Raw genomic sequence first — 967 nt, 5'->3', positions numbered from 1 at the left:
CGGTGCCGCAGGCGCGGGGGCGCCGGTGTCGGCCGCCGGGGTCGCCCTGGTCGCACCCGGCGCCCCCCGCGTGCTCACGCGGCCTCGCCTGTCGGCCGGGGCAGCGCCAGCAGGTCGGTGTGGTGGACGGTGACCCGCAGCGTGCCGGCGGCGCAGGCGGCGAGCCGTGCCTTCAGGTACGGCTCGGCGGGACCGCGCAGTTCCGGCCGCTGCTCGACGGCCGCGCCCACCCAGCCGCGCAGCCACTGCTCGGTCAGCGCGGCCTCCTCGGGCCCGAGCCGCCACGGGCTCGGGTGCAGCCGGACCGTCGCCCCGCGTGCGGAGAACGCCTCGCAGGCCACGGTGACGGCGTCGGGGCCGAGGAGTCCGTCGCGCCGCTGGTGGGCGTTGAACGCCTCGGCGATCTCGGCGTCCAGCGGATCCCCGGGGCCGATTTCGACCCGCCCCGCGACGGAGAGGGTCAGCAGGGCCGGGCAGCCGGCCCCTGTGCACGCGTCCGCCAGGGCCTCGATCTGCTCGCGGGTGAGGACGTCGAGCAGTGCGGACGCGGTCACCAGGGACGCCCCGGTCAGCGCGTCCGGGGTGAGCCGGGAGACGTCACCGCGCCGGGTCTCGACCGTGACGCGGCTGCCGTCGGCGGCGGCGCGCGGGGAGGCGGCGGCGAAGTGCAGCAGGTAGGGGTCGCGGTCGTGCAGGACCCAGTGCTGGGCGCCGTCCAGGCGGGGCGCGAGCCAGCGGCCCATGGAGCCGGTGCCGCAGCCCAGGTCGTGCACGGCCCGGCCGCGGTCGCGGCCCGGGTCGCCGGACAGCCGGACGCGCAGCGGGTCGAGCAGTTCCCGCGCGCGGGCCGCCGCGTCGGCGCTCTCGCGCAGTTGCAGCCACTCGGGCGCGTACCGCGGCGGCTCCTCGGGGCCGCCGTCCCGCAGCCGTACGGTGGCCCCGCCGCCGGTTCCGGTCACCGGTCCGG

General features: G+C 79.3%; 1 protein-coding gene. It reads right to left on the bottom strand.

The window, feature by feature from the left end; all coding sequences use genetic code 11:
* Positions 1-74 precede the first annotated feature (74 nt).
* A complete protein-coding gene (locus GT045_RS34365) occupies positions 75-959 on the bottom strand; it encodes a class I SAM-dependent methyltransferase (RefSeq protein ID WP_161336586.1) in 885 nt (294 codons plus the stop codon).
* Between the last annotated feature and the right edge of the window lie 8 nt (positions 960-967).

The organism is Streptomyces sp. SID486 (genome assembly GCF_009865385.1).
Lineage (GTDB): Bacteria > Actinomycetota > Actinomycetes > Streptomycetales > Streptomycetaceae > Streptomyces.
This window is presented reverse-complemented; position numbering and strand designations above follow the sequence as displayed.